Source organism: Pseudomonas sp. PMCC200344 (assembly GCF_030053095.1).
GTDB lineage: Bacteria > Pseudomonadota > Gammaproteobacteria > Pseudomonadales > Pseudomonadaceae > Aquipseudomonas > Aquipseudomonas svalbardensis.
Window position 1 is genome coordinate 4701158 of the sequence record NZ_CP125618.1, and the last position, 21075, is coordinate 4722232.

The following is a 21075-nucleotide window of genomic DNA, read 5'->3' on the forward strand; positions in this document are numbered from 1 at the left end:
GCATTACTCCGGCCAGCGCTAACCCTGAAATCGATAACCACATACCTGACATCGACACCTTGCGTGATAGATAGATAAAGCTCTCTTCTATCGGGTCAAGGAACCGCGTCATGTCTAGCGCAACACCCCCAGTCTCAAGCAGGTTGTTCGGCCTGTTTTGCCTGGCCAGCTATTTGCTGTCGATGTCCTATGGCTCGACCTTTTTGCTGTCGTTGTTGATCGGTTCCCGCGGCGGCAACGAGCACGATGCCGGCAGTGTGATTTCGGCGGCGATGCTCAGTACGTTTGCAGCGGTAATCGTCTCCGGGCACTTGTCCGATTTGCTCGGCGCGGCGCGCTCGATTGCGCTGTTCGGCATTCTGCTGGTGGCCGCCAGCCTGGGCTTCGCCCTGGTGCCAGGCTTCGGCAATCTGCTGTTGTTTTTCGGACTCTTGCTGGGGCTGGGTTGGGGCGTATTCTATACCCTCGGCCCGATCATTGTGGCGAGTCTGGTAACGCCTGCCCAACGCGCGAAATATTTTGCGCTGTTGTCGGGCAGCATGATGACCGGGATCGGCAGCGGTCCCTTGTTAGGCCGCGCTGCCAGTGCACTCGGCTATCCGATCACCGCGGCGTTTTACCTCGCGGCGCTGGCCAGCCTGATCGGCGTATTGCTGTTCTGGCGGTTGGATTCGCAGCTGAAAAAAGCGTCGGCCCACTCGGCAGCGGTGTCGCGAATTTCCTGGCGTGCAGCGGCGCAAGTGCTGTCGTCCAGAGCGGTGTTTCCGATCATCATGGTCGGGCTTGGCGGGTGCGTTTTCGGCGGTCTGTCGAGTTTTCAAACCAGCTACGCGGCGGCGCGTTCACTCGACTATTCATTGTTCTTCCTCGGCTTCATGAGCGCAGCGATCAGCAGCCGCATGCTGATCGCCGGTTTCGTGGTCAAGCGCGACCCGTTCCGGGCGTCCTGCCTGTTGTCGGGCTTGATGATGGGCTCAATCCTGATGTTCGCTTTTGTGGTCAATGACGGGTTCAGCTACGTGCTGGCGGCGGTGATGCTCGGGGTCGGTTACGGGCTGACCTATTCGGTGATCAATGGCCTGGCGGCCAACGAGGCGCCGAACGGCACCACCGCGCAATCCTTGCTGCTGTTCAGCCTGTCCTACTTTATCGGTGTGTTTGGTTTTCCGTTGCTGGCCGGAAAAATCATCGTGAAACAGGGGATGGCGTCGTTGTTGCTCACGGTGTTGGCGGTTGCTGTATTGAATTGGCTGATCAGCGTCGGCCGGCTGGTCTGGCGCCGAAGCGTTACCAGCAAAGCGCTGCAGCAGGCCTAGACCGTTCGTCGTTCATCAGGCACCAATCCAAATCGGGGGCGGACCAACATCAGGTAAGGATTCTAATTAAATGGACCTATCCACATCCATGAAGAGGTAACCATGAACGTCGATAAAAACCTTGAGAAAGAAGTCCTGACCCGTCTGCTGCATGCCCACCCAACCGGTTTGGGTAAAGAGGTCCTGGACAATTACCGGGGGGAGAGAGTCGTGGCCAGCACCCTCGCCACGCTGCAGGATCGTGGATTGATCCAGCACGGTCATGTGATCTGCAACGAGGCCGGTGAGCACTCGTTGAACTTGCCGATCAAACTCAGTGCCGCAGGGGTGGAGGCGGCGCGCAAGCTGGATATTTAAACAGCTGAGGACCCTTTCGCGAGCAGGGCTCGCTCCCACAGGGATCTGCGTACGCTGCAGATTCAATGTGGGAGCGAGCCTGCTCGCGAAGACGTCAGATCAGCCACCAAAGGTCTTGCGGATTAACGCATCCACCTCAGCAGTCCCCGGCGAAGTCGCCGGCCCCCACCGAGTGACCGCCAACGCAGCCGCCGCATTAGCCCGCCGCGCCGCCTCACTCGCCGACAATCCTTGCGCCAACCCGGCCACAAATACCCCGGCATGCGCATCCCCCGCGCCGTTGCTGTCCACCGCCTCAACCTTGAAACCCGGCACATGCTGGCGGTCTCCACGCTGGCTGATCCAGCACCCTTGCGGGCCGTCACGAACCACCATCAAGACGTCGGCTGGCAGATGATCGGCCAACCGGTTCAAGGCCTCGGCAATGTCCGCCGCACCGGTAAACGTCAACGCCTCGACGCTGTTGCTGGTCCACAGATCGATGCGCGCCAGCAAGGCTTGCATCAACGGCTCATCCGGCGAATCCACCAGCGGGCCCGGATCGAAAACCACGTTGATTCCTCGCGGTAAATCCAGCACCCAATCCACCAGCGCCTGGGCTTTGCCGCCATGCAGCAGGCTGTAGCCGCTGACGTAGACATAATCACCCGCCTCGGCCGGCACGCTGGCCAAATCCTCGGCCGTCAGCTCACCTTCGGCACCGATATAGGAAATGAAACTGCGCTCGGCCGAGGCTTCGGTCAACGCGACGCACAATCCCGTATCCCGTTCGGCGCGGTGAGTGATGCCGATCCGAATGCCTTCAGCCTTCATCGCTTCACGGGCAAGATCACCGAAACGCCCGGTGCCGTGGCGCCCGAGGTAAACCACCGGCAAGCCATTGCGCTGGGCGGCAGCCATCACATTGAAGCCGCCGCCAGCCTCAAAACTGGCGGATTGCGCCAGCACGTCGCCGCCCGAATGCGGCAGTTTATCCACGGCCATGACCAGGTCGATCATGACTTGGCCGGTGTGCAGCAATCTAGGCATGAGCGTTCTCGGTCAACGCGGCACGGCGATCCCTGGCGCCACCCAGTACAAAGTAAATCCCGCCGGCCACCAGGAACGTCACGATCCAGCCGAGGCCGTTATGGCCCAGCCAGGAGTCGGACAGGAAACCTCGGAACCACACGGTTTGTTCGGTCGTACCGATGGTAGTGAAGCTGAAGCCCAGCACGATCGCCAACGCCCACGCACCGAAGGCGCGCCACTCGAGACCGCCGCTGTACCAGTAAGCGCTGCTCGGGCTGACGTCCAGTAGGTCTTTAGGGCTGTAGTAATGACGATGGATCAGGTCGACGACGAAGATCCCGACCCATGCGGTGATCGGCACTGCCAGCAGCGAAATGAAGGTAATGAACGGGCCATAGAAACTGTCGGCGATCAGCATGAAATAAATCGAACCGGCGAAGATCGCGACGATGTCCACCACCACCGCGTAGACGCGTTTGACCTTCAAACCGAGGGTCAGCGTGGTCAAACCGGCGGAGTACACCGACAGGTTGTTCGACAGCAGCAGCCCGCCGAACGCGGTGATCAGGTACGGCACGGCCATCCAGGTCGGCAGCATGTCGCGGATCGCGATGATCGGGTCGGTGGCGGAGGCCAGGTCATTGTTGCCCACTGAAAGCAGGCCGCCGAGGGTGATCAGCAACACCAGCGGAATCCCCGCACCGAACGCTGCCGACGCCACCAGGCGTGCGGCTTTGACGCTGCGGTGCTGGTAGCGCGACATGTCGGCACCGGCATTGGCCCAACCAATCCCGGTGCCGGCAGCCATGGTGCCGACGCCGATGATCATCGCGCTAAGCGGTGCCGGTGTGGCATTGAACACCGCGCTCCAGTCGATGGTGGCGCAGAGGAAACCGCCGACCAGAATGTTCAGCGCACCGAACACGTAGGTTGCCCACTTCTGGATCACCAGCAAGGTGGCGTGACCGAGGCCCGACACCGACAGGGTCAGCAGCACGAAAATCGCAATGAAAATCAACGTCAGCACGGGTGCGCTTTTGGCTTCCACCGGCGAGCCGAACAGGATCGAGCACAGCGACAACAGCACGAACGCGGCGGTGGTGGTGTTGACGGTTTCCCAGCCCAGACGCGACATCAGCGAGACCAGGGTCGGACCGATGTTGCCGCGTACACCGAAGATCGCTCGCGACAACGTCAGGCTCGGTGCGCGACCACGGCGACCGGCAATGGAGATGATCCCGACCACTGCGAAGGAACCGGCGGCACCCAGGATCGCGACGATGATCGCCTGCCAGATCGCCAAGCCGCGAAAGGCTACAAGGGTCGCACCCAGCGGCAGGCCGAGAATGGAGATGTTGGCAGCAAACCAGACCCAGAACAGCTGCAGCGGATGACCGTTGCACTCCGCTTCCGGCACGGGCTCGATGCCACGGGTTTCCAGTTGCCCGGCGCTTGGCCCGGCGTTCGATGAACTCATGTGAAATGCTCCTGTTGCCTTTGTTGTGGTTGTGGGCAATGACGGAAGACAAAACGACATCCCGGCTGTCCTGGCCAAGTCAGTGCGATCCATTGCGGATGAAAAATTCAAGTAGGCGGCGCGCCTATCGCGAGCAAGCTCGCGAAGACGTCAGTACTGTCAGCGCAAGGCCAACAGCCCTTGCACCAACGGTTCCAGCTCCAGATCGTTAACGGTTTTGACCTTGTCGATCATCGCCGTCGGCCAACTCTCAAGGCCCAGGCAGGCCCCGAGCATGGCGCCGAGAATCGCCGCGATGGTGTCAGTGTCGCCGCCAAGGCTCGCCGCCATGCACAGCGCTTCGAACGCGTTCATTTCACCAATGGCCACTTGCTGGGCCAGGGCAAACGAGACCACCACCGATTCCTGTGAAGCCACCGAAGTGCCGATCACGTCGTACATCAAGTCCGCCAGCAATGCCTTGTCGCTGTCGACACTGATGGTCCGCGCCCAGCTGATGCGCGAGGCGATGCGTCCGCCAGCCACCCAGTAACCGTGGCTTTCAGCTTGTTGAGCGATTTGCTGGCCGAGGTTCAACGCTTCGCCCAGGTCCATGCCGTTGATACCGGCCGAGACCACCGCCGCCACCGCCGCCGCGCTGGAGATGCCCAGCGTGGTGTTGTGGGTAACCTGGCAAGCCTGCACGACAGCGTTGATGAAACGCTCAGGGTTGGCGACATCCGCCGCAATCCCCACCGGCGTGATGCGCATCGCCGCGCCATTGGTGGTGCCGTAGCGCCCCGCTTCTTCCGGCGAGTGGCCGGCGAGGATCATCTCGATGGCACGTTTGGTCGAAGGGCCCAGCAAGTCTTGCGAGCCCTTGGCCTGCATCTCGGATTCCCATTCGATCAGCCGCTGGGCGAGCATCGCCGGTTCGATCCGGCCCTCGCCTTCAACCAACAATTGTCCGACCAGAATCGCCTGTTCGGTGTCATCGGTGATCGAGCCTTTGGGCATGTTCGCGGCGATCGGTTGATCCGGGCCGGCGTCCTCCAGATCAGTAATCTCGCCGAAGCGCACCTTGATCTCGGCACGACTCAAGGATTGGGTCGGCATGCCCAGCGCGTCGCCCAGGGCCAGTCCGTAGAACGCGCCGAGGGCACGGTTGAGCGCGGTCATTTTGACTCTCCAAACTGCAGGTGCAGGCGAAAATGCACCGGGTCGAGCAAGCTTTCGACCTGCTCCATGAATCGGTTTTGCCGGTCGTAGGTGGTGCGCAAGGCCTTGAGGAAAACCGTGCCTTGCGGACGACCGAGCAGTTCGGCGTCTTCGGCGTTCAACGGTTCGGCGCCGATCCATTGATCGCCGCGCTCGCCGATATAGCCGTAAGCGGCCAGGGTGATGGTCAGGGAATTGTCGATAAGGCCGACCCGCGGCAGGCTTTCCAGGCCTCCGGTGGCGGGCATCAATGAGCGTTCAAGGGAGACCAGCTTGCCTTCGTTGGAACGGCGGCGACGGTCGAGGGTGATGAATTGGTCGGTGCCGAAACGCGGCAACAGGTCAGGACGGGTGACCGCCTCCAGCCGCAGCACTTCGGTATTGATCAGCGCCCCGCTGTCGGCCAGGGCCTGGGCCCAGCCGCTGCGTTGATCGAGCACCACACCGTCGAAGGTGACGATGGAACCCACCCCGCTTTGCGTCGCGATGTAATTGCGCCGTTTCAACTCAGCCAGGGCTTCGCGCAGCGTGCCGCGGCTGACTTTGAATTCTTGAGCCAATTGATGCTCGCCCGGCAACAGTAAGCCGTCCTCCATGAGGCCGCTTTCGATGCGCCGGATGAGTTCGTCGACCACCCGTTGTTTCTTGTCAAATCGTACCTGTCTAATCATGTACAACGTGATAACCGAAACGGGGTTGGGCGGGCAAGGGATATTTAGGGGAAGTGACGGGAGGTGGGATGTTCGGAGGTGTGTGGTGTCAGGTGAATCCACCCCTCACCCCAACCCTCCCGAAACGTCGGACCGCCCCAAGGGGTAGAGGGGGCTGACCGTGGGGAATTTTGAATTTATTGCGACCTGGAAGTCCAAGTCGAACTCAGGTTTTGAAAGGCTTGAAGATCTGCCCCCTTTCCCCCTCTCCCCACTGGGGAGAGGGCTGGGGTGAGGGGTGGTTCTTGAATCCCCCCAAATCTCAACGCTGTTTTAGTCGGTCGATGACAACGGCCAACAGCAAAATCGAACCCCGAATCACATACTGGTAAAACGTATCGATATTCTTCAGGTTCATAGCATTCTCAATGATCGCCAGAATCAAAACCCCGGCAATCACATGCCGGATCATGCCGATCCCGCCGCTCAACGACACCCCGCCCAACACGCAGGCAGAAATCACCGTCAGCTCAAAACCCTGGCCAATCATCGGCTGACCGGAGGTCATGCGCGACGCCAGAATCACCCCGGCCAACGCCCCGATCACGCCGTGCACGGCGAAGATGATGATCTTGGTCCGGTCAACGTTCACTCCGGCCAGCAATGCCGCTTCCTGATTACCGCCAATGGCCATGGTGTTGCGCCCGTAGGTGGTGTAATTCAGCAGCCAGCCGAAAAACAGGAAGCAAACGATGGTGATCAGAATCGGCACCGGCACACCCAACAACTGGCCGTTACCGAAGACGAAGAACTGCTCTTGCGACACGCCGACCGCTTTGCCGTTGGCGAAGATGTAAGCCAGGCCGCGAACGATCTGCATGGTCGCCAGTGTGGTAATCAACGCATTGACCCGCAGCTTGGCGATCACGATGCCGTTGATCAACCCGACGATCAGCCCCATGAACAGCGCCGCCACCACACCGAGAAACACGCTGTCGGTGTCGCGCATCACCACCGCGGCGACCACGCCGGCGCAGGCAATCACCGAACCCACCGACAAATCGAAGTGCCCGGACGCCAAGCAATACAACATGGTGCAAGCGGCAATCCCCGTCGTCGAAATCGCCAGGCCCAGGCCGCGCATGTTCAATGGCGAAAGGAAGTTATCGATCAGCACGGTGCAGAGCACGAAGATCCCGACAGCCGCCAGCAACATCACCCAGTCATCGAGAAAGCGCCGCAGGTCCAGAGGTTTGCGCTGGGTGGGCAAAGCGTTGTTTTGGATTGTCATAGTCACCTCTCAGTTCGCTACGCCGTCAGCGCGTTGGCGCGGCAAAGCCAGTTGCAGCAGGTTGGATTCATTGGCCTCTGCGCGAGACAACTCGCCGCGCATGGCGCCTTCGCAGAGCACCAGGATGCGGTCGGAAATCCCCATCACTTCCATCAGGTCGCTAGAGACCACGATCACCGCGATGCCGCTGGCCGCCAGGTTGTGGATGATCTGGTAGATCTCGGCTTTGGCGCCGATGTCGATGCCGCGAGTCGGTTCGTCGAGCAGCAGGACTTTCATCGGCATCGACAGCCAGCGGCCGAGAATGGCCTTCTGTTGATTGCCGCCGGACAGGTACATGATTTTCTGCGCCGCGTTGGGCGTCTTCACTTTCAGCGCTTTGATCTGCTTGTCGGCGTTGTCCTTTTCCCACAGGCCACGCAACAGGCAGCCGAAGGTCGAGTGGGCGCCGCGGGCGCTGATGTTGATGTTCTCGGCGACGCTGGCGAGCGGCAGGATGCCCTCTTTCTTGCGGTCCTCGGGGCACAGCAGAATCCCGGCGGCAATCGCATCGCGGGGTGAACGCAACTTCAGTTCATGACCGCGTAATTCCAGGCGTCCAGCGGTGTTGCGCTCAAGGCCACTGAGCATGCGGAACAGCTCGGTACGCCCCGCGCCAACCAAGCCGAACAGCCCGAGAATTTCACCTTTGTGCACCTCGAAACTCACCGGCTCACGCAAACCCGGCCCCAGCAAACCGTCGACCTTGAGCGCCACCGCGCCACGCTGACGGTGGCGGTAATCGTAGATGTCCTGAATGTCGCGACCGACCATGCAGGTCACCAACTGATCATGAGTCAGCTCGCTCATGTCCTCGAACGTGCGCACAAAGCGACCGTCCTTGAACACCGTCACCGCGTTGCAAATGCGGAACACTTCTTCCATGCGATGGGAGACATAAAGCACCACTTTGCCTTCGTCCCGCAGGCGACCGATGATCGCCATCAAACGATCAATCTCCCGTGCCGACAGGCTGCTGGTCGGTTCGTCAAACGCGATCACATGCGCCCCACGGGACAAGGCCTTGGCGATTTCCACCAGTTGCCGCTGACCGAGGGACAGACGCCCTACTTTCTCTTGCGGATCGATTTCATCGGCCAGCCCCTTGAGGCAGGCCAATGCCTGTTGTCGCAACGCGCTGCGATTGATCAGGCCGAAACTGGCCGGCAGATGACCGAGGAACAGGTTCTCTGCCACGGTCATTTCGGGGACCAAGTGCAGCTCTTGATGGATCACGGCGACGCCACTGCCGATGCTGTCGGCGGTGGACTTGAAGACCCTCTTCTGCTCGCCGATCTGCAGGTCGCCGCTGCTCGGGGTGTAAGCCCCGCCGAGGATTTTCAGCAGGGTCGATTTGCCGGCGCCGTTCTCGCCCATCAAGGCGTGAACCTGCCCCGGGTGGGCGACGAAGCTGATGCTATCCAGCGCCTTCACCCCGGGAAAGGTCTTGCCGATCCCGTTGAAGCGCAAGCTGCCGCCGGCATTGTGTTGTTGTGTTTTTGATTGCGCGTGCATAACCCACCTCTTCACACAGATCAGGCAGCCCCGTCGCCAGGGCCCCGATGAAATCAACCGTGCCTCAGTTCCAGAGGCCGATCTTTTCCAGTTCCTGCTTGAAGTTCTCGCGAGTGATCAGCGTTACGTCGTCCATCGCGGTGTACTTCGGCGGTTCTTTGCCGGTGGTGACCCACTCGTACATCATGCTGGCGGTGTTGTAGCCCTCGATGTGCGGGCTCGGCAGCATCGAGCCGAAGAAGCCGCTGTTGGCCTTTTTCAATTCGCCGATGGCGTCGGTGCCGTTGATGCCGATGCCGATCACATTGGCTGCGGCAAAACCGGCGCTCTCGGTGGCGCGCACGCCGCCCAGCACGGTGTTGTCGTTCATACCGCCGATGATCAGGTTTTTCGCTGCACTCGGCAGTTTCACCAGCGCCGAGTTGGTGGCGTCCATGCTGCCGGGTACGTCGAGGGTTTTCAGCGCCGAGAACAAAATGTGGTCTTTCGGCAGGCCGGCGTCTTCCAGCGCTTTGACCGAACCGTCGGTGCGTTTCTTGCCAGTGTCGAGTTCGTTGAAGGTGTTGATCACCGCGTAGGTGTCTTTCCAGTCCCAGCCACGTTTCTTCGCTTCGGTGGCCATGGCGCTGCCTTGTTTCTGGCCGACTTCGAACGCGGCCATGCCGAGGTAAGGAACGTCTTCCATGAACTTGCCGCTGGCATCGACGAAGCGGTCATCGACGGCGATGACTTTCAAACCGTTGAGCTTGGCCTTGGCCATGATCGCAGGTCCCAGGGATACGTCTGGCGGGCAGATCACAAAGCCCTTGGCACCGTTGGCGGCGAGGCTGTCGATGGCCGAGAGGGTTTTCTCGCCGTCCGGCACGGCGATCTTGATGACGGTGAAACCCTTCTCTTTCCCGGCCTTTTCGGCAAATGCCCATTCGGTCTGGAACCAGGGCTCTTCCGCCTGCTTGACCAGAAAACCGATCTTCACTTCCTCGGCCGCCAGCAACGAACTGCTCAGGCTGACCGCGGTGACCGCCAAAGCGGCACAGCACAGGGAACGGATCCCACGACGACGATTCATAAGCTGACTCCTTGTTATTTTTTTTGAGCGTTATTTGAAAGCCAATCAAACTGTGCAGCTAATAGTCATATCGTATGATGATTGGATTTCAGGCGTAATTCCGCGCCTGAAACCCGCTTGGCTCAGTCGTGGTACATGACCGAGCGACCGCCATCGATGGTGATGCACGAGGCATTGATGAACGGCGCTTCATCGCTGGCCAGGAAAACAGCGGTCATGGCCACTTCAATCGGCTGGCCGATGCGACGTGGCGGATGCAGATCGAAAGCGCGCTGACGCTCGGCATGCGGGTCGGCAAAACCGTTCCAGTAATCGACGTTCAGCTGGGTTTCGATGTAACCCGGCGCGATGGCGTTGACGCGAATGCCCTTCGGTGCATATTCGATGCCCAAAGCGCGGGTCAGTCCGAGCAGGCCATGTTTGGCCACCGGGTACGGGAAGCAGCCGGGAATGATGTGAGTGGAATGGGTCGAGGCGATGTTGATGATGCTGCCGATGCCCTGCTCGATCATCTGCGGCAGCACCGCTTTGCAGCCATACCAGGCACCGTCCAGGTCGATGGCGAAACAGCGACGCCAGTCTTCCTCGGTCATTTCCAGCGGATCGCGGAACACATTGACCCCGGCGCAATTGACCAGCACGTCGATCCGTCCGTGAAGCTCGATCGCCAGTCTGGCCATGCCGTGCAGGTCTTGTTGGTTGGAAACGTCAGCCTTGATTGCCTGAACGTCGAAGCCTTTGTCCCGCCAGTACGCCGCGACTTTTTCGACTTTCTCCCCCTGGATATCGCTGATGACCAGCTTGGCCTGCTGGGAAGCGAACGTTGCGACAATCGCCTCGCCAATACCCTGCGCGGCACCGGTCAGCAGCACGACCTTGTTTTTCAGGCGCTCACCCTTCGGCGGTTCGGGCACCGGTGGCAAGGAAAGAGGTTCAGCCATGGATCAAGACTCCTTTTCGAAGGCACGACAAAAACCGGGCATCTGTCGATGTCCGGTCAAAAGGCTTTTTGGAAAATCGCTGCATCACTTCACCTGTTTTGTTTTTTTAAGTGTGAGTGTGTGTAACTGATGGAGTCGACTATAAACCCGACCGCCAAATAATCTCAATATATAATTTTACATCCCATATTTTGGGATTTATCCCGCAAACCGAGTACAGGTTTTTCCGGGCACATCGACTCGAATCGACAGCAACGCACCGTCCAGCGGATGGTCGAGTGGGCTCGCAGCGCTGGTGATGTAAAGCGTTTGGAGGTCTTCACCGCCGAATACGCAACTGGTGGGGCGGCTGATTGGCAGCTCGATCGCGCGATCAACCTGCCCGTCCGGGGTCAGCCTGAGCAGACAGCTGCCATTCCAACGGGCGTTCCAGATGTAACCTTCGGCATCCATCGCCGAACCATCAGGCCCGCCGCGTTCATGGGGGCCAAACCAGACGTGGGCCGGGTCGAGATTGCCGTCGGTGCGGATGAAATGCTGGTAGAGCGTGTTGTCGAGGGTGTCGGCGAAATACACGGTGGTCGCGTCGTCGCTCCACAGCAACGTGTTCGGGATGCCCAACCCGCGAAGCAACGGCGTGACCCGAGCATCGCGATCAATGCGAAACAGGCCACCGGAACGCCGCACAACGGGCACGTCTTCGCCCTGCTCGCCGATGTTGTTCTGCATGGTGCCGAGCCAGAGCCGACCCTGAGCATCGCAGCGGGCTTCATTGGCGCGATTGCCGGGTTGCGGATCGGCGACGCAGAGCAAAGTCAGTCGAGGTTCCAGGCCCGGGGAATCCAGATCGAGTCGATACACGCCGCTGTTCAACGTCACCAGCGCATCGCCGCTTTCGCAGGGGATGAAGGCAGACACGTGCTCGGGCATCTGCCAGATCTGCACGTTGGCGCCAATCAGCCGCAGTGCCTGTTGACCGGCGATATCAACCCAGTACAGCGCCTGGGTCGGCGCGTCCCAGAACGGACCTTCACCCAGCCGTGCCCGGTGTTCGGTAACCGCAGTCCACGTCATGAAACCTCCTGCTTTTTATGGTTGTCAGTTGGCCTTCTTGTCGGCCATGACTTGCGGGTAAAAGCGCTTGATGGCCAGGTCGGCGTTATCGATCAGGGTCATGCAGGCCCAGACACCCCGCGCGGCATCCCGGGCGGCGATGGCCTCGGCCATTTCTTTGTGAATCGGTAGCGTGCGGCGCAGTTCGTCCGGGTCGGCGGCGGACACTTCGAACGACACCGCCAGCAGCGCGCCGAGGGCCGGAACCATTTGTTCGATGAATTGATTGTGGCTGGCAGCGAGAATGCACTCGTGGAAGAACTGGTCGGCGCGGTTGTAATCGACGCCGCTGTCCACTGCCCGCTCCAATGCGTTGTAAGCCTGAAGGATGGCGTGAACCTGCTCGCCGGTAGCGCGCTCGCAAGCCCAGCGCACGGCCATTGGTTCGATGGTGCGGCGCAGGTCGAGCAAGTCGTCGACGAAGTTTTCCGGCAAGCCACTGCGCGACAGCCAGCCTACGACTTGCGGATCGAAGAGGTTCCAGCGGCGCACCGGCAACACCCGCGTGCCGACCTTGGGACCGACTTCGAGCATGCCCTTGGCGACCAGGGTTTTGATGGCTTCGCGGATAACGGTGCGGCTGACACCGAGTTGCTCGCCCAGGTCGGCTTCGACCTTGAGCGTCTCACCCGGTTTGACCTGCCCCGTAGCGATCCAGCAACCCAGCCAATCGACCGTCGACGCATGAAAACTGCTGGACATGGACACCTCGATACAGGGACGGCACAAAGCCGTTTGCGATGGGTGCCTACGCTAATCATCATATGATTGAGTGTCAATTTGATTTTTTTCTGTCTGACGGCAGATGGGGCGATTTGAACGAACTCGCTTTGTGACCTACGGTTAGCCGCGACAGATCAAGCAGTCCATAGCATCTGTTCCACTAAAGTCCGCTATCGACAGGTATAAGCATGAACATGGATGCGTCTACGCAATACCCGATTGTTTTGGTCCACGGCCTTTTTGGCTTCGATAAAATTGCCGGTTATCCCTACTTCTTCGAGATCAAGGAAGCTCTGGAGCGCGCCGGGGCCAAGGTGTTTGCCGTTAACATTCCAGCCGTGAACGGAAACGAGGAGCGCGGTAAAAAACTGCTCGAACACGTCAATCGCATATTGCGGGAAACGGGAGCTGCCAAGGTCAACCTGATCGGCCACAGCCAAGGTCCATTGGCTGCGCGCTACGTAGCGGCGCTACACCCGGAAAAGGTCGCATCAGTCACGTCTGTCAGCTGCCCCAATCATGGCTCCGAGATTGCCGACCAGCTGCATAAGGCGCTGACGCCTGGGGAGTTGCCCGAAACGCTCGTACTCGCCCTATTCAAAGCAGTCGGCACCTTCATTTCGTTGATCAGCGACCATCCGGAAAACCCTCAGGACCCTCAAGCGGCTTTCGAATCTCTGACCAGCGCAGGAATGGCCGCTTTCAATCTCAAGTACCCGCAAGGGCTACCGGAGCATTGGGGTGGGGAAGGTAACGAAATTGAAAACGGCGTGCACTACTACTCCTGGAGCGGGATCCTGCAAAACTTTCAAAGTCTGCAACCCCTCGATCCGTCCCACTTGAACTGTATCGTGCTGTCGAAGTTATTTTATAAAGAGAAACACGCCAACGATGGGCTAGTCGGACAGTACAGCTCGCACCTGGGCAAAGTCATTCGTTCGGATTACCCGATGGACCATTTCGACGCAGTCAATCAAATGGCCGGGATCACGAGTTGGAACGTAAGCCCGGTCCACCTCTATCTTGAACATGCTGCTCGGCTAAAGGACAAAGGTTTGTAGGCAAAAAAATGGCCTACTTGATAGCGGGCCATTTTCCAGAACACAGCAACTCGGCGCGTTACGGCTCAAGTCCAATGGGGAAGAACTCGCCACCGCTCCACACGCCTAACCAACGTTGCCCGTCGATCTCGCGGGTGACGGCCAGCTCCACCAGTTGGTAGAACACGTTGCGGTGGATCAGGGCTTCGAGGTTGGTGCGCACATGCACGTAGGGCGCAGGCTCCTGCGTGACCGGGTCGATCTCCACGCGCATGGGGTGTTCGGTGCCGACCTCGGCGGTCTCGTCAACATTGGTGGTGAAGCGCAAGACCTGGGTTTCACCTTCGCCTTCGACATCCACGGCAATCGCGACGAAGGGCGCATCGTCAACCTTGATGCCAACCTTCTCGACCGGGGTAATGAGGAAGTAATCGTCACCATCGCGGCGAATGATGGTGGAGAACAGCTTGACCATCGGCTTGCGCCCGATCGGTGTGCCCAGGTAATACCAGGTGCCGTCACGGGCGATACGCATGTCGATGTCGCCGCAGAAGTCGGGGTTCCACAGGTGGACCGGCGGTAAGCCTTTGGTTTTGGGGATTTGCCCCAACAGATCGTTGGCTTTTTGCGGACCACTCATGGCGTTCTCCTTTTGAATTACTGGTCGCTGAGCCCCAGCAGACTGCGCGCGTATTGTTCCAGCGGCGGGCCCATCAGGTCTTCTGGCTTTTTGTCGTGGAACGTCAGTAAACCGCCACGACTCTTGATGCGTGCAGTATCAATCAAATACTGGGTGCTGGTCTCGATCAACATGATTTGAATCACGCCGCCGTCGATACCGAGGCGATCCAGGGCTTCCTGATCGAGCCACTCGTCCGAGTTGCCGATACGGTCGTCAGATTTGGCGAATCGGGTATATAGCAGGTAATGGGCACCGGCGGCACGGGCTTCGCCCATGGCTTGATCAAGGCCTTCCGGGGCACGGGCGCGGCGGACCATAGGGAAGTATTCGACAAAGCCATCGAAGGCGACTTCGGCTATCACGTTAGGTCGTGGGTAGACAGTACTGCCTGGCGGCACAAAGGCGCCCTGGGCGATATAGACGAATGAGTCCGGTTGAATGCGCAGGTTATTCACACGACGGCTGTCGCTATGGTCGAGCAACCCCGCGTCGCTCATGTGGTAGCGAGTCCCTTCAGCCAGATCGCTGACATTCATGCAGCCACCAAGCGCCAAAACGGCCAGCAGCAAAACCAGGCTACGCATCCTATCCTCCAGAGGCCGGTGACGGAAAACCGGCGAATGGCCATGGAATGCAGCTTCCGCGCCAGCTCGGTGTGGCAGGAACAGAGTTTAGCCGCCGATGATTTTCATCACGGTCGCGCCACCGGAAAATGCCACTTCCTGCTTATCGCCCAAGGCTTTCACCAAGAGTCTCTGCAAGGCGGGCAAAGCTTGATGACGGGGCTTGTCCAGCAGGTCGCCGACATAGTGGCGGTTGCTCGACGACAGGCAGCCGTGCAGCCAGCCCGTGGAGGACAGACGCAGCCGCGAACAAGTGCGGCAGAAAGGAACGCTTTCGTTGGCGATAACGCCGAAATAGCCCTGCCCCGGAATCTCGTAACGCACGGCGGTGGCGTCTACCGGCGCATCGGCCTGAAGGTATTCGTAGCGCTCGCCGATCAGACTGAGCAACTGCTGGAGGCTGACAAACTGTTGCAGGAAAGCATTGGAGTCGCTGGCCAGGTGACCCATGCGCATCAACTCGATGAAGCGAAGCTCATAGCCGCGCTCCAGACAGTAATCAAGTAGCGGCATCACCTGATCGAGGTTCTGCCCACGCAGCGGCACCATATTGACCTTGATCTTCAGGCCGGCGGCGCTGGCCTGATCCATACCGTCGAGCACAGTCGCCAGATCGCCGCCACGGGCAATACTGCGAAAGGCGCTGGCATCCAGGGTATCGAGGGAAACGTTAATGCGACGAATGCCGGCATCCACCAACAGTGGCAGCTTCTTCGCCAGCAGCTGACCGTTGGTGGTGAGGCTGATGTCCGCCAGGCCCATCTGCCCGACGGCAGCCATAAAAGTTTCGAGTTTGGGGCTGACCAGAGGTTCGCCGCCGGTGATGCGCAAACGCTCAATGCCCGCCGCTTCAATCAGATAGGCCACGCCACGCGCCATGGCCTCGGCCGACAACTCATCCTGCGCAGCCACCAACCGCTTGCCGTTGGGCACGCAGTAGGTACAAGCGTAATTGCAGGCTGAAGTCAGACTGATTCGTAAATTGCGAAAACGCCTGCCTTGACGGTCAACGATCATGGACTACTCCGGCGGAAGAATATTCGGACCGCTAAAACTTGACTCACAAATCAAGTTTTAGCAAGTCCTATGCCTGAGTATATTCCTGCGGTACTGCGTCATGGTGTGAATATCATGGCGCAATAAGGCGAACTGTATGGACTCAGCTGCTCGGGGTGTCGGTATCACGCTTGCGTTTGTTGCCCATGCGCACGCCGATGTCCATCAGGAACTGGAAGAAGCCTTCCTGATCTTCCAGCACATTGCTCCAGAACGGCGAGTGATACAGCGCCACGGCGCCGTGCACCAGCGCCCAGGATGCGCAGTAATGGAAATAAGGCGGTACGTCTTCAAGTTTGCCTTCGCTGATCCGGCCCTTGATCAGCAGGGTCAGGCGTTCGAAGTTCGAGGCACGGATCTTGTGCAGCTCCTCGACCATCTCCGGCACCTGATTGCCCTTGACCACCTTTTCCTCCAGGCGATCGAACAACCGATAGCGTTGAGGATCGCGCATGCGGAATTCGAAGTAGGCCCGGGACAGGGCTTCCTTGTCCTTGTCGACATCGGCCGAATGCAACAGCTCGTTCAAATCGCGCTCGTAATCGAGCATCAGGCGCAGATAGATCTCGGCCTTGGATTTGAAGTGCTTGTAGATCGTGCCTTTGCCGATACCGACGGCATCAGCAATCATCTCGACGGTGACACTGTCTTCACCTTGATCGAGGAACAGCTTGAGCGCGGTATCGAGAATTTCTTGCTCGCGGCGACGAAACTCACGGACCTTACGAGGTTCTTTATGCATAAGAAAAGGTCTGTAGGGGTCAAAATTCGAAGCCGCGTATTATGCCTAACTTGCGCAAAAATGCACGGATCATCCGACCATATATGTGTTTCTTGATGAATTCCGGCAGTCTCGCAGATTAGTGAGAACTCAACCGAAGCGCCCGTATTCCAAATTTGTTTAAAAACCGGGGCCGGCAAACTGGACTCGGCGCAATACTGATCAATACTTCAACTGTCGGCGGGACATCTCCCCCAAGTGTTGCGCCGATATAGGTACCAACGGACCGCGTGCCTTTGTTTTACTCCTAATGGTCTTAACCCGGATTCACCCCCCAGAACCCGGGTTTTTTTTGCCTGCGATTTAACCTTTCACATGCGCCAGCGGAAACAGTCGCTTGAAATTCTCGGTGGTTTGCTCGGCAAACCGCTCGTAAGGTTCACCTCGCAACATTGCCAGAAATTCCGCTACGTCGCGCACGTACTGCGGCAGGTTCGGCTTACCGCGATGAGGGATCGGCGCCAGGTAAGGCGAGTCGGTTTCCACCAGCAATCGATCAGCCGGCACTTTACTGGCCACGTCACGCAGAGCGTCGGCATTGCGGAAAGTGACAATCCCGGACAAGGAAATGTAATACCCCATGTCCAATGCTGCTTTGGCCATGTCCCAGTCTTCGGTGAAGCAGTGCAGCACGCCTGCCTGGGGCAGCGCCGCTTCACGCAGGAGGTTCAACGTATCGGCGCGGGCACCACGGGTGTGGATGATCACCGGTTTGCCCGTCTGCTGTGCCGCTTGCAGATGCAGGCGAAACGACTCCTGCTGCAACTCCGCTGCTTCCGGCTCGTAGTGGTAATCCAGACCGGTTTCACCGATCGCCACCACACGCGGGTGGTTGAGCTCACGCAACAGCCAATCAAGTGCTGGCGCGGCGCCCGGCTGCACGTCCAGCGGATGCACGCCCACCGAACAGTCGACGTCGTCGTAACGTTCGGCCAGGGCTTTGACGTCGGCGGCATTCTCGACGCTGACGCCAATACACAGAAAGTGCCCTACCCCGCGCAGACGGGCCGCATCAAGTGCGGCATCCAGGGAGCCGTCGTGGGCGGTGAGGTCGAGGCGATCAAGGTGGCAATGGGAATCTACGAGCATAAAAGGGCTGCAACTTACATCGTATGAGTGGGACGGTCGGACTTCAGGGCTCCGGCCAGATGGGTTTCGATTCGACTGCGCGCGGTATTGTCGCCATCGTTGAATTGTACGCCGACCCCGGCGGCCCGGTTGCCCTGCGCACCTTTGGGGGTGATCCAGGTGACCTTGCCGGCGACCGGAATCTTCTCCGGCTCGTCCATCAGGTTCAACAGCATGAATACCTCATCGCCCAACTTGTAACTCTTGTTGGTCGGGATAAACAGGCCACCGTTCTTGATAAACGGCATGTAGGCCGCGTAAAGCACGGACTTGTCCTTGATCGTCAGGGACAAAATGCCGTTGCGCGGCCCCGGATTGACGAGTTCATTCATGCTGACCTCCGTTGCTGATGCTCAGAGTCTAGTGTCCCGTCTCACAAACAGTATTTGCGACACAGGATACTAAGCACAGACGATCACTTCTGGGTAGGCAAACCCACCCATTGCACCAACAGCGCCTCCAGCAACAACACCCGATTGAGGTTGGCTTTGCTCATCACTTTCTGGCGCTGGGCGAGGATCCAGTCCTGAATATTCAGGACTTTGTCCTGGCCAGCTTTCTGCGCCAGATACTGAATCACCTTGCGCATGTCCGTCAGTCCCAGGCCTTCTTCGTCCTGAGTCAGCTGATAGCGCAGGATCAGGCTCGACCAGTCGCAGAACCAGTCGAACAACAGCAACAGCGGAATCGCATTCCAGCCTTCGGCCAGTTGTGTCGGTGACTGTTGCTGCTTGAGCAACTTCTTCACGCCATCGACCACCAGCGCCCGCTGCTCGCGCACGCCCTGGGCCTGCAAGTTGACGGCGGCCAGTGGCGAACCGGCGGCCAGGGTCAGTAACTCGATGCGCTCTTCTTCCAAGCAGTCCGGCAAAGCCTTCGCCAGCCACGCAAGACTCATGGCTTCGCTCGGTAGTGGACAGGCCTGCTGCACACAGCGGCTCTTGATGGTCGGCAACAAACGACTGGTCTGGTGGCTGACCAACAGCAAAACGGTATCGCCGGAAGGTTCTTCAAGGCTTTTGAGCAAAGCGTTGGCGGCGTTGATGTTCATCGACTCGACCGGCTCGATCAGCACCACTTTGCGACCGCCCATCTGAGCGGTCTGAACCACGAAGCTGACCAGATCACGAACCTGATCAACCTTGATCGCCTTATCGGCTTCTTCCGGTTCCAGAATGTAGTTGTCAGGGTGACTGCCGGCCTTGAGCAACAAACAGGATTTGCATTCGCCGCAAGCATCGTGGGCGGCGCTCGGACGCTGACACAACAAACTGGCCATCAAGCGCTCGGCCAGTGCACGCTTGCCGATTCCGGCCGGGCCATGCAACAGATAGGCGTGAGCATGTTGCTTGCGACCGGCCAACTGCTGCCAGAGACTGTCCTGCCACGGATAGGCTTCAGCCACGGGTCAACTCCAGCAGGCGCGGCAACAAGGCATCCAGTGACTGCTGAACCTGCGCCAACGGCTGGGCGGCATCAACCAGGACATAACGCGCAGGATCCGCTTCGGCACGCTTGAGGAAAGCACTGCGCACCGCATCAAAAAAGGTTCGGCCTTCGAGTTCGAAGCGATCCAGACGACCGCGAGCGCTGGCGCGGGCCAGGCCCACTTCCACCGGCAGATCGAAAATTAACGTCAGGTCCGGGCGCAGATCGCCCTGGACGAAGGCTTCCAGGGTCGCGATGCGCTCCAGCGACAGGCCGCGACCGCCCCCCTGATAGGCGTAGGTCGAATCTTGTTGCTGAAGACTTGAAAATGTTACGCTCATGGTATACTTCTTAAGAGTAAGAAATGTAACGCTAGAAAATTCACAAAAAGACCTTACAAATCAATGACCGAGCGCCGCTTGATGAAAAAAATAATTGGCCTAGCTGCAAAGGCTCGATCAGGAAAAGACACCGCAGCAGCCATTTTATTGGCTCATCCAGAGGTTGTCGCCTTCGCGTTGGCCGACCCTCTGAAGGCTGGTTGCAAGGCTCTCTTCGGCCTCACCGATTCTCAAGCGTGGGATGATACCGCGAAAGAGAAGCAGCTGGATGCTTGGGGAATGTCGCCTCGCGAATTCTTCCAGCACGTTGGAACGGAGTGGTTCCGCGACTACGATCCTCTGCATTGGTTGAAGCGAGCCGATCGTGAAATCAACAGCCCACTGCCCTCCCCTCGGCAGCTGACTCCCCAAGAAGCTGCGAACCCTGAGACCCCCTTCGCTCTCGCCGCCCAATCTTTTTTTGGCCTGACCGACGACCAAATCTGGACGGACGAAGGTCGAGATCGGGACGATGAATTCTGGAATCTGTCACCGGACTCGATGATCCAGCTGGTCAAAAGTATGACTATGCGCGACTTCCTAGATTTCCAGAATCAACGTAAAGCCCACCTTCAAAGCACCAACGCAGCGCCAAACAACCAATTCATAAAGCCAAAAATCGATCTGAAAAATAAAGACATCACCATTATCAAAGACATCCGCTTTGAAAATGAAGCCGAGTACATTAGAAACTTAGGCGGCGAGATCTGGCACATTGTTCGCGACAATACCGAGCAAGTTAAAAAACACTCTTCAGAAGCCGGAATAAAATTTCAAACCGGTGATATTCTCATCGAAAACAATGGTACGCTAAAAGAATATAAAAACTCTGTTCACAGTGCATATTCAAACTTGAAAGAAAAGCTAACAGCGCGATAAAAAAACACCCAACTTAAAATAGCAAAAAAATTAGCAACAAATCGACACGACAGCGCCACAACACATATCCAAACCAAGCAAAGTCGAATACCAATAAATTACTAAAGCTAAAAATTTACACATATGTAACTACAACAACAGGAAGACGACTTTGACTTTATTCGTGACCGCTATCGAGAGCCCATACGAACTCGCCAGCACTACAGACTCGCAACCAGTTCCTTGCGAATACCAGGGTCATGAATTCTGGAAAAGGGATTCACATCTGTGTCTGTCACTCCACGTTATTTTCTTGAAGTACGCGGCAACGCACCGCCGAATCTCGGGGGTATGCCCTGAGACAAGCCATTATTCTTTTCTTCGACTTTGCTGTTGAGCA

At 58.4% G+C, this 21075-nt stretch carries 21 protein-coding genes and 1 pseudogene; 4 read left to right on the plus strand and 18 right to left on the minus strand.

Annotated features, from left to right (window positions below):
* The first annotated feature begins 110 nt into the window (after nucleotides 1-110).
* On the plus strand, nucleotides 111-1316 hold the full coding sequence (locus QFW87_RS21500; RefSeq protein WP_283188812.1) for an MFS transporter: 1206 nt from the start codon (nucleotides 111-113) through the stop codon (nucleotides 1314-1316).
* A 102-nt stretch (nucleotides 1317-1418) separates the two neighbouring features.
* Entirely contained in the window at nucleotides 1419-1673 is a 255-nt protein-coding gene (locus QFW87_RS21505) for a hypothetical protein (RefSeq protein ID WP_283188813.1), read from the plus strand.
* A 99-nt stretch (nucleotides 1674-1772) separates the two neighbouring features.
* Here the strand turns inward: QFW87_RS21505 and QFW87_RS21510 are convergent, their stop codons facing one another.
* The 10 genes from QFW87_RS21510 to QFW87_RS21555 form a co-directional block, all read right to left on the minus strand.
* Nucleotides 1773-2702 (minus strand): PfkB family carbohydrate kinase, encoded by a 930-nt coding sequence (locus QFW87_RS21510; protein WP_283188814.1) that lies wholly within the window; start codon nucleotides 2700-2702, stop codon nucleotides 1773-1775.
* Nucleotides 2695-4161 (minus strand): cytosine permease, encoded by a 1467-nt coding sequence (locus tag QFW87_RS21515; RefSeq protein ID WP_283188815.1) that lies wholly within the window; start codon nucleotides 4159-4161, stop codon nucleotides 2695-2697. The genes QFW87_RS21510 and QFW87_RS21515 overlap by 8 nt, the downstream gene beginning before the upstream one ends.
* Nucleotides 4162-4320: 159 nt before the next feature.
* Nucleotides 4321-5319, minus strand: a complete 999-nt coding sequence (locus QFW87_RS21520) for an ADP-ribosylglycohydrolase family protein (RefSeq protein ID WP_283188816.1) — start codon at nucleotides 5317-5319, stop codon at nucleotides 4321-4323.
* A complete protein-coding gene (locus tag QFW87_RS21525) occupies nucleotides 5316-6029 on the minus strand; it encodes a GntR family transcriptional regulator (RefSeq protein WP_283181201.1) in 714 nt (237 codons plus the stop codon). The genes QFW87_RS21520 and QFW87_RS21525 overlap by 4 nt, the downstream gene beginning before the upstream one ends.
* Before the next feature lie 301 nt (nucleotides 6030-6330).
* A complete protein-coding gene (gene araH, locus QFW87_RS21530; RefSeq protein WP_283181202.1) occupies nucleotides 6331-7299 on the minus strand; it encodes an L-arabinose ABC transporter permease AraH in 969 nt (322 codons plus the stop codon).
* 9 nt (nucleotides 7300-7308) lie between these two features.
* Nucleotides 7309-8853 carry an L-arabinose ABC transporter ATP-binding protein AraG gene (araG, locus tag QFW87_RS21535; protein WP_283188817.1) on the minus strand — a complete coding sequence of 515 codons (1545 nt, stop codon included), beginning with the start codon at nucleotides 8851-8853 and terminating at the stop codon, nucleotides 7309-7311.
* Nucleotides 8854-8917: 64 nt separating this feature from the next.
* Entirely contained in the window at nucleotides 8918-9922 is a 1005-nt protein-coding gene (locus QFW87_RS21540) for a substrate-binding domain-containing protein (protein WP_283181204.1), read from the minus strand.
* 122 nt (nucleotides 9923-10044) lie between these two features.
* A complete protein-coding gene (locus QFW87_RS21545; RefSeq protein ID WP_283188818.1) occupies nucleotides 10045-10863 on the minus strand; it encodes an SDR family oxidoreductase in 819 nt (272 codons plus the stop codon).
* A gap of 198 nt (nucleotides 10864-11061) precedes the next feature.
* Nucleotides 11062-11937: an SMP-30/gluconolactonase/LRE family protein gene (locus QFW87_RS21550; RefSeq protein ID WP_283188819.1), complete on the minus strand. Its 876-nt coding sequence runs from the start codon at nucleotides 11935-11937 to the stop codon at nucleotides 11062-11064.
* 24 nt (nucleotides 11938-11961) lie between these two features.
* The gene (locus tag QFW87_RS21555; RefSeq protein ID WP_283188820.1) at nucleotides 11962-12678 is read right to left on the minus strand and encodes a FadR/GntR family transcriptional regulator; all 717 of its coding nucleotides are present in this window, start codon (nucleotides 12676-12678) and stop codon (nucleotides 11962-11964) included.
* 209 nt (nucleotides 12679-12887) lie between these two features.
* Between QFW87_RS21555 and QFW87_RS21560 the strand changes: the two genes are divergently transcribed.
* Nucleotides 12888-13760 (plus strand): triacylglycerol lipase, encoded by an 873-nt coding sequence (locus QFW87_RS21560; RefSeq protein ID WP_283181208.1) that lies wholly within the window; start codon nucleotides 12888-12890, stop codon nucleotides 13758-13760.
* Between the two features lie 58 nt (nucleotides 13761-13818).
* On the opposite strand, the gene QFW87_RS21565 is transcribed toward QFW87_RS21560, so the two are convergent.
* From QFW87_RS21565 to QFW87_RS21600, 8 genes and pseudogenes are all read right to left on the minus strand, one after another.
* Entirely contained in the window at nucleotides 13819-14379 is a 561-nt protein-coding gene (locus QFW87_RS21565; protein WP_283188821.1) for a DUF1285 domain-containing protein, read from the minus strand.
* A 17-nt stretch (nucleotides 14380-14396) separates the two neighbouring features.
* Nucleotides 14397-15005: a DUF4823 domain-containing protein gene (locus QFW87_RS21570; protein WP_102614828.1), complete on the minus strand. Its 609-nt coding sequence runs from the start codon at nucleotides 15003-15005 to the stop codon at nucleotides 14397-14399.
* 87 nt (nucleotides 15006-15092) lie between these two features.
* Nucleotides 15093-16061 (minus strand): radical SAM protein, encoded by a 969-nt coding sequence (locus QFW87_RS21575; protein WP_283181210.1) that lies wholly within the window; start codon nucleotides 16059-16061, stop codon nucleotides 15093-15095.
* Nucleotides 16062-16203: 142 nt separating this feature from the next.
* Nucleotides 16204-16842, minus strand: coding sequence for a TetR/AcrR family transcriptional regulator (locus QFW87_RS21580; protein WP_008152317.1), 639 nt, complete (start codon nucleotides 16840-16842; stop codon nucleotides 16204-16206).
* A 342-nt stretch (nucleotides 16843-17184) separates the two neighbouring features.
* A complete protein-coding gene (locus tag QFW87_RS21585; RefSeq protein ID WP_283181211.1) occupies nucleotides 17185-17970 on the minus strand; it encodes a TatD family hydrolase in 786 nt (261 codons plus the stop codon).
* Nucleotides 17971-17984: 14 nt separating this feature from the next.
* On the minus strand, nucleotides 17985-18341 hold the full coding sequence (locus QFW87_RS21590) for a PilZ domain-containing protein (protein ID WP_033056958.1): 357 nt from the start codon (nucleotides 18339-18341) through the stop codon (nucleotides 17985-17987).
* Between the two features lie 83 nt (nucleotides 18342-18424).
* On the minus strand, nucleotides 18425-19414 hold the full coding sequence (locus tag QFW87_RS21595) for a DNA polymerase III subunit delta' (RefSeq protein WP_283181212.1): 990 nt from the start codon (nucleotides 19412-19414) through the stop codon (nucleotides 18425-18427).
* A pseudogene (locus QFW87_RS21600) lies at nucleotides 19407-19745 on the minus strand (dTMP kinase); the annotation flags it as partial. The pseudogene QFW87_RS21600 and the gene QFW87_RS21595, both read right to left, overlap by 8 nt.
* A gap of 96 nt (nucleotides 19746-19841) precedes the next feature.
* Between QFW87_RS21600 and QFW87_RS21605 the strand changes: the two are divergent.
* The gene (locus tag QFW87_RS21605; protein ID WP_283188822.1) at nucleotides 19842-20696 is read left to right on the plus strand and encodes a deoxynucleotide monophosphate kinase; all 855 of its coding nucleotides are present in this window, start codon (nucleotides 19842-19844) and stop codon (nucleotides 20694-20696) included.
* Nucleotides 20697-21075 lie beyond the last annotated feature (379 nt).